Raw genomic sequence first — 6,939 nt, 5'->3', positions numbered from 1 at the left:
CAGATCGGCGTCAGCGTCCACGCCGCCTCCGACACCGCCTCGTGCCCGCTGTCCTGGCGCCTGTTCCTGCCCGCCACCTGGGACGGGCCCGACACGCAGGCCCGCAGGCGGGCCTGCCGGATTCCCGATACCGAGCACCACCGGCCCAAGTGGCAGCTCGCTTTGGACATGCTCGACGACCTCGCCGCCGCCGGTCTGCGGCCCGCAGTCCTGCCTGGCCTGGATGCTCCAGATCAAGGGCGAGATGACCGCCCATGGTGAAGAGGCGGTGCCATATCAGCCCGACTACGGCGGGCTCGGTCCACGGACTGCCCCTGGTCGTCGGCGTCTCCGCCGGCAACACCCACGACAGCGAAGCGCTGAAGCCCATGGTGGCAGGTCACCAAACGAGACACGACCCGCACCGCGGCCGCTACTTCAAGCCCCAGCGCCTGCATGCAGACAAGGCATACGACCGGCCTGATCTGCGGAAATGGCTACGCGGCAAACGCATCGGAGTCCGAATCGCACGCAAAGGCATCGAGTCCAGCGAACGGTTGGGCCGTCGCAGGTGGGTGATCGAACGCACGATGTCGTGGCTGTCCGGCTACCGCAGACTCAGCCCCCGCTACGAGCGCCATCCCCGCAACTACCTGGCCTTTCTCGGCCTCGCCGCCGCCCTGTGCTGCTACAAGCGACTCGTCCGCCTCACCACATAGGACACGGTCTTAGCCTGACGTTCGCCACGGCGGTCTTGGTCGCCGCCGTGGTCTTCTACATCGGCTGGGACCTCCTCGGCGCCCGCAGGCTCAAGCCCGAGCATCGCATCGACTCCAAGACCCTCTTCGACCTGGTAAAGCTGTCCTTCGGGGTGGTCGCCGGTGCCGGCGCCCTGATCGCCCTGGTCGTCGCCTACCGGCGCCAGCGCGTGGACGAGGACGGCGCCCTGCGGGAGGCCACCCGTCTGCACACCGAGCGTTTCACCACTGCCGTCACCCAGCTCGGCAACGACTCCGCAGCCGTCCGCCTCGGTGGCGTGCATGCTCTGGCTGGCCTCGCCGACGACGCCCCCACTCGCGCGCTGCGGCAGACTTGTATCGACGTTCTGTGCGCCTACCTCCGCCTGCCCTACATCGCCGAGGCTGACCTACCAGCGGGCGACGCGGAAGCCCGACACGCCTACCTGGCTTTGCGGGAAGTCCGCCTGACTGTCATCCGGCTCATCCGTGACCATCTCCGGCTACCTCATGAGCATCAGCATTCTTGGCAGGGTCACGACTTTGACCTGACCGAGGTCACATTCGACGGCGGGGACCTCTCGGCAGCGAGGTTCTCTGGTGGCACAGTCAACTTCAGCGGGACAGTGTTCTCCGGTGGCGAAGTCAACTTTGACGAGACGTGGTTCTCCGGTGGCACAGCGATCTTCAATGGTGCGACGTTCTCCGGAAGTAGGGTCAGCTTCCACGGGGCGATGTTCGATGGGAGCAGGGTCGACTTTCGTGGGGCGACAGTCTCCGACGGCATGCTCAACTTCTTCGAGGCGGTGTTCTCCAGCGGCCTGGTCGAGTTCGACAGAGTGAGGTTCTCCGGGGGCAGGGCCAGCTTCGACGAGGCGACGTTCGACGGGAGCGTGGTCGTCTTCGGCGGGGCAACCGTCTCCGACGGCCTGGTCGACTTCAACAGCGCGACGTTCACCGAGGGCAGGGTCGACTTCAGAAGCGTGACGTTCTCCGGAGGCACTGTCGACTTCCGCCGCGTCGCGCTGTCCGGAGGAACTGTCGACTTCAATGGTGCGACGTTCTCCGGGTGCATGGTCGACTTCACTGGCGCTCACGGTTCAGCACCGCTCGGTCTGCTGTCTGGTGGGTCGCATCTGCCGGCCGGACTCGTGGTGCCTTCTGCATGGCATCCGTAGAGGCCCTGATAGGGGGACCCGTTTCATAGGGGGTGACGTCTGAAACACCCCCATAACGACCCGAGCAAAATCGAGACCACCCTGGCTGACGGCCGGCGCATGATGCTGTCGCTCCCGCCGACGGACGCGCAATGGGCCGCCAACGGCGTCAAGGCGCTGCGCGTCGTCCCGGCCACGCACACAGGCCGCAGCCAGGAGCCCCCAGCCCTCCCCTCACGGCCCGCTCTCCCCCTTGAGTAGCCGAGGTCCAGGTGCCCGAGGCCGGACAGGCGCTGCACGGTCGCGACGAAACGCCCGGGTGAACAGGCGCTGCGCCGATCGCTTGCCGTACCAGGCGATGTGGTCGTTGACGATCTGGTGGTCGTGCGCCGCGCGGGTGCGCCAGTCCAAGACCTGCTCGGTCAGGTCCTCAAGGATCAGGTCCTGGTCGACGTCGTCGACGTCCGTAGGCTCCGCTGCGCGGCCGCGGGTGTAGCCCCTGTCTCCCGGGAGGCACCCTGCGTGGCCGTGACATGATCTGTTGATGCTGACGTCTCGTTCCCGCTCCCGCACAGGGGAGATGAGCGACAGGGAGCTGGCTGGATTCCTCGCTGACGAAGCTCTCCTTGAAATACGCCATCTGGCCAGGCGCGCAAGGATGTCCCCTGAGGAGGCCGCGCATGCCGAGGTCATCGACAAAATGGACAAACTGGCGGACTTCTGCCGTGACATGCGAGCCATCGCCGCCGGTCCCCGCCCCTGGCGACCCTCCCAGCGCGGCATCGGATACCCGAGCAGACGCACCCAGGCGATGCGCGCGCGGCCGATGAGCTACCGGTGGAATGTGGCCAACGAGGAGCGGCAGGCGTGGATCCTGAGTCGCATCGACGCAGCCGGGTACCGGTGGACGCCTCCACCCGCGCTGCCGACCCCCCGCAAGGGCGTGCCGCCTTTGACCCTGCGACAGCACCTGGGCCTGCTGTTCGGATGGCCGGTGAAGACACCGCATGGCTGCCGGCCGCTACCCCGACAATCCCGGTCACTCAAAGCCCTCGACCGCGACGAGCTCTTCTCCCTCCAGCAGGAAGCCGGCCGACTGCGTCTGGGCATGGGCGAGGCCAGCACGTGGCTGCACGCGCACCTCGATCCCGACGCCACCCACTACCTCTTCCCCGACCCGCCGTCCTTCTACTGGCCCAACCCCGACGCAGGGCGCCGCTGGTGGCACTGCCGTGTTCTGGTGCGCATGATCGACGGCGAATGGGTGAACAGCAGTCTCTCCGTACTGCCGGAGACGTTCGCCGCCCTACCCTCCACGGTGCCTCGCCTGCGGCAACGCCACCTCGTCGCGACCGCCCGCCTCACCGAACGGGACGTCGGCCTGTGGGGCCGAGACCACGAGCCCTGCACCCCAGAGGGCTGCGGCTACACACCGCCCGACGAACACCAAGGCGATGACGGCTGCGCTGTGAGCCCTCAGAGGCCGCGATCTCCCGCCTCAGAATCTCGACCGCCTCATTCATGAACGAGATCACGACAGCTCGAGAGCTGCAGCCGGGCAGCGTCGCACAGCCTCACACGCTGACCAGCCGGCGGCTGCGATTCCCGGAAACCTGTACCGCTGCCTCCGGCCCCTGCCGGGAACGGGCGGGTCAACCTGTGGGCAAGACGTCGACGCCACCGCCAGTTCCACGTGGTGGTCGGCCGGGGCGACGCGATGGAGAACGAGCGCGAGCTCGAGCATGCGGCCGCACGGCGACTGTCGCGACGTCGTGGATCACCGTGCACCACGTGGAAAGCGCTGGCGCTGGGGGCGGATGAAGCTTGGGTTAGCCTCTGGCCAGTCAGTGGGGCGGGCTCGCTTCGACTCCATCGTCGTCCAGCACGCGCCGCGCCGCCTCCGCGAAGTGTTTCACCGTCGCTGTGAACTGCAGGCCGGTATCGGCAACGGCGTCCCGCTGCTGGATGTGCTCGAGGGAACCCTCTCCGAATCGCTCAAGCGCCTCGATGGCGCCGCGCAGAGGCCTTATGCACCGATGGGCATGCTTGATCACTGCTTCGGAGGCAGGCGCTACGGAGGGCGGGCCCTCAAGGAGTATCTGCACGCCCAGATGGTCCAACATGGCGATCGCCTCGTGCAGGCTCTCCAGGGTTCGGGTGTGCGATTCCTGGTACCGGCCAAGGGCCCGCTCCACAGCGCGGGCCTGGACGAGGAAGTCGGCATACACCTTGCTCCGCGGCTCACGACGTGCCCGAGCGTGTTCCGCCCGCAACTGCCGCCGCAACTGAGCCTCCTGCGCCGCGAGCTGGCGCCGCGTGATCCGGGAACCCCACAAGCCGGTGACGACCGCAGCACTGCCGGCCCCCACCGCTCCGATCACCGCTCCCAAGATGGCTGCTGCGCCCGAGTCCACCACCGCAGTGTGCCTCACACCACTCTCGCGACACCGCGCAGGGCTCAGCACCTGCGACAGCCCGCACTGCCAGCGGATGGCAGTGGGTCCGTGCTGAGCTGGGCAAGGCTCGGCGAGCTACCCCAGCGCGAGCGGGGACCGCAACACGACGGCGTGGATGTGCGGGTGCCACAGGGAGCTACCCCGCGGGGGCGCGGACGACCAGCCTGGCGGATCTGGAGGCGGGCCACGGGGGACGTCTTCGGCCTCCTCCCGGTCGACCTACCCGGCACCGAGCCCCTGCTCGAACTCCTCGGTGAGCTTCCCCGCCATGCGATGGTGCTCGGGCACGGCGTGGAGGCCAACACCGACTTCCTCCAGCAGATCGCCGCCTTACCAGGCTGAAGCTGGCGCCCTGGAGAGCGGTGCCCGGCTCGCTGTCTGCTTCCGCGTCAACTCCACCGGCAGCCATCCGCCACACCCGAGGGACGCGGTATCGGTCGCCGAGGTGCCGCTCCAGCCACTCCACGTCCCCGTGCGTGATGGTGCTGCGTGGCGTTGACGACCAGGTCGCGACCCAGCCGCAGCGCCTGCGTGGACTGCGCCGCGTTGGAGAAGCGGCACCGCGGCCGCCCGGACGGGGCACCACGGCATTCCGGTATACCCAGCCCGGAGCCAGTTCACGAGGCAGCGGGGACGAGAGGTGGTGCCGGGCCCACATCGGGCAGCCCCTGGTAGAGACCTTCCTCCTCGGCTTCGGCCCAGTCGGGATCCGTCGCGCACGGCGCGCCGCTGCCGCCGCGGAGGCGCTGGAAGTCCTGCTCCCACGTCACGGAGATGCCGTATCCGCCATCCCGTTTGGCGCGCACGCTCCACTCCGGGATCTGGTCATCCTTTCCGTACTCCGTGATGCGCCACCCAGTGGCCTCAAGGTGCTCCCGGACTCTGCGCAGCGCCGCAAGGCCCTCGGACTTTCCGACCCTGCCCACCATCCAGTGGTGGTGTGCCCTCTTCGGGCTCGTCGGCCATGCCCTCCAGGCCGTCCGGGTAGCAGCGGTCCGAGCCGAAGCTGTTCTCGTTGTTCGTCTTCGCCTCGTACCCACCCGGGTTGAGAGTGCGGTTGAGACCGAGCGCGGCGTACGCGTCCAGGGAGTAGCCGGAGATACGGCGAGCCATCGTGTCGGGCTTGACGTCTGGATAGTCCTCTGGAGTGGCGCGCTCGATCTGGTACACGACGACCAGGCCCAAGAGCAGGAGGACCGGCGCAAGCACCACCACCGCACAGCCGATACCCGCCACCTTGAGCGCCGAGGCGGGCCGCGTTTCGGTCTCGATCATGTACGCGACGGTACGAGCGGCGGATCAGCCCTGGAACCGTCCGACCGCTCATCAGCAGTAAGTACCCCTACTCAGGTATCCCCCGCCCTCTACCCGGTCGACATCGTCGGTTCCGGTGGCCGGTCGGGCCCGGCGTATCGCGGCAGCCTCGGTGCCGCAGCCACCGCCGCCGACCGCCGCCGTGCCGCAGAGGGGGCGTTCAAGCGCCTCGGTCGGCTTCACTTCCGCCGCCCGACGATGTCGCAGAGTGATACTCGTACCAGGCGATGTGACAGATATAGATCGCCCCGTGGCGGGGGACGGCGAGGAACGAGAAGAAGCCGCGCCCGCTGAGGATGTCGAACTCCCGCAGCCCGCCCTCCTTATCCTCCGGCCATCCGACCTTCATCACGTCGCGCCCCAGCACGGCCAGTTCGCTGGCCAGCCGTTCCACCTCCGCCACGACACCTGGCGGCAGGCCCTTCGCCACGTGCTCGTGGCTGGGGTTCCAATCCCAGGTCCAGTCGCTCACAGGCCGGCTTCCGTCTCGGCTGCCTGGCGGATGGCCCCAATCTCGGCGATCGCGTCGGCGGGGTCAGCTGCCCCTTCGTCCACGATCCGCTCCAGCTCGCGCAGCCGGGCCGCGCGCTTGGGGTGGCGTTCGATAGCGACGAAGACAGCCCAGGAGTGCACGAAAGCACGCAGCGGGGCCAGGCTGCTGGTCTTCTGAGCGTTGGTGGTGGCCTCGAACAGATGCCGCGTCAGAGCCGGGATGCGGCTGGGCGCGATCTTGGCGACCGCGGCCCGCAGGCCGTCCGGCGTCAGCTCCGGCATCGGGATCAGCGGGCCGTACGGGCCGTTCGGCTGCTCGGTCAAGGTCGTCCTCCAGCGCGGGGCAGGCTGAGGAGTGCACCGTACCGGAGCAGCGCATCGTGTGGTGTGCCGCTCCGCATGCCCCGTCGCCAAGGGCGCGCGGTGTGGTGTCAGCGGGCGTGGGTAACGGTGATCTCGGTGTCGAGGCAGTCGGCTGCCAGGTCGACGAGCTCGACCTTCTCGTCGAGGTCGACCGTCAGGCGCCAGCGGGTCTTCACCACGGTCCACTCGGTGACGTACCGGCAGTGCGCGGTGTTGTCGGCCGGCAGCCACTCGGCCGGGTCCTGGTCGGCCTTCGACCTGTTCTGGGCCGCCGTCACCGCCACCAGCGCACGCGGGTCGCCCAGGTCGTTGGCGTACTCCTGTCGCTCCTGAGGAGTCCACGTGGAGGCGCCAGCTGGCGGGGAGCGTCATTCCGAACGTGCTGTATTCCGCTGGTCGCCACGGGCGCGGGCTGCGAGGTAGGCGGTCCAGTCGGTGGCC

The 6,939-nt window shown here is 68.5% G+C and carries 9 protein-coding genes and 2 pseudogenes; 5 read left to right on the top strand and 6 right to left on the bottom strand.

Annotated elements, in window-relative coordinates:
- The 4 genes and pseudogenes from CD790_RS34130 to CD790_RS34115 form a co-directional block, all read left to right on the top strand.
- On the top strand, nucleotides 1-261 hold a 261-nt coding region (locus tag CD790_RS34130), incomplete at its 5' end, for a transposase (RefSeq protein ID WP_144387266.1).
- 41 nt (nucleotides 262-302) lie between these two features.
- Nucleotides 303-698, top strand: a pseudogene (locus tag CD790_RS34125) (transposase); the annotation flags it as partial.
- 47 nt (nucleotides 699-745) lie between these two features.
- Nucleotides 746-1,894 carry a pentapeptide repeat-containing protein gene (locus tag CD790_RS34120; protein ID WP_260868117.1) on the top strand — a complete coding sequence of 383 codons (1,149 nt, stop codon included), beginning with the start codon at nucleotides 746-748 and terminating at the stop codon, nucleotides 1,892-1,894.
- 559 nt (nucleotides 1,895-2,453) lie between these two features.
- Nucleotides 2,454-3,398: a hypothetical protein gene (locus tag CD790_RS34115; protein WP_144387264.1), complete on the top strand. Its 945-nt coding sequence runs from the start codon at nucleotides 2,454-2,456 to the stop codon at nucleotides 3,396-3,398.
- 319 nt (nucleotides 3,399-3,717) lie between these two features.
- Here the strand turns inward: CD790_RS34115 and CD790_RS34110 are convergent, their stop codons facing one another.
- Nucleotides 3,718-4,287, bottom strand: a complete 570-nt coding sequence (locus CD790_RS34110) for a hypothetical protein (protein ID WP_144387263.1) — start codon at nucleotides 4,285-4,287, stop codon at nucleotides 3,718-3,720.
- Nucleotides 4,288-4,452: 165 nt separating this feature from the next.
- Between CD790_RS34110 and CD790_RS34105 the strand changes: the two genes are divergently transcribed.
- The gene (locus CD790_RS34105; protein ID WP_144387262.1) at nucleotides 4,453-4,671 is read left to right on the top strand and encodes a hypothetical protein; all 219 of its coding nucleotides are present in this window, start codon (nucleotides 4,453-4,455) and stop codon (nucleotides 4,669-4,671) included.
- 275 nt (nucleotides 4,672-4,946) lie between these two features.
- Here the strand turns inward: CD790_RS34105 and CD790_RS35130 are convergent, their stop codons facing one another.
- The 5 genes and pseudogenes from CD790_RS35130 to CD790_RS34085 all read right to left on the bottom strand — a co-directional run.
- Nucleotides 4,947-5,099 carry a hypothetical protein gene (locus CD790_RS35130; RefSeq protein ID WP_186319403.1) on the bottom strand — a complete coding sequence of 51 codons (153 nt, stop codon included), beginning with the start codon at nucleotides 5,097-5,099 and terminating at the stop codon, nucleotides 4,947-4,949.
- A gap of 94 nt (nucleotides 5,100-5,193) precedes the next feature.
- The gene (locus CD790_RS34100) at nucleotides 5,194-5,604 is read right to left on the bottom strand and encodes a hypothetical protein (RefSeq protein WP_144387261.1); all 411 of its coding nucleotides are present in this window, start codon (nucleotides 5,602-5,604) and stop codon (nucleotides 5,194-5,196) included.
- 199 nt (nucleotides 5,605-5,803) lie between these two features.
- Nucleotides 5,804-6,115 carry a hypothetical protein gene (locus CD790_RS34095; RefSeq protein ID WP_144387260.1) on the bottom strand — a complete coding sequence of 104 codons (312 nt, stop codon included), beginning with the start codon at nucleotides 6,113-6,115 and terminating at the stop codon, nucleotides 5,804-5,806.
- Entirely contained in the window at nucleotides 6,112-6,459 is a 348-nt protein-coding gene (locus CD790_RS34090) for a hypothetical protein (protein ID WP_144387259.1), read from the bottom strand. The genes CD790_RS34095 and CD790_RS34090 overlap by 4 nt, the downstream gene beginning before the upstream one ends.
- Nucleotides 6,460-6,566: 107 nt before the next feature.
- Nucleotides 6,567-6,839: pseudogene (locus CD790_RS34085) on the bottom strand (DUF1524 domain-containing protein); the annotation flags it as partial.
- Nucleotides 6,840-6,939: the final 100 nt, after the last annotated feature.

It is taken from the genome of Streptomyces sp. SAJ15, from assembly GCF_007595705.1.
In the GTDB taxonomy this organism is placed as follows: Bacteria; Actinomycetota; Actinomycetes; order Streptomycetales; family Streptomycetaceae; genus Streptomyces.
Note: the sequence above shows the minus strand (reverse complement) of the source record. Positions and strands in the feature narration are given on the sequence as shown.

Coding starts and splice junctions, on each gene's coding strand:
- CD790_RS34100 (WP_144387261.1), bottom strand. CDS start 5,604: ATGATCGAGACCGAAACGCGGCCCGCCTCGGCGCTCAAGGTGGCGGGT.
- CD790_RS34115 (WP_144387264.1), top strand. CDS start 2,454: ATGAGCGACAGGGAGCTGGCTGGATTCCTCGCTGACGAAGCTCTCCTT.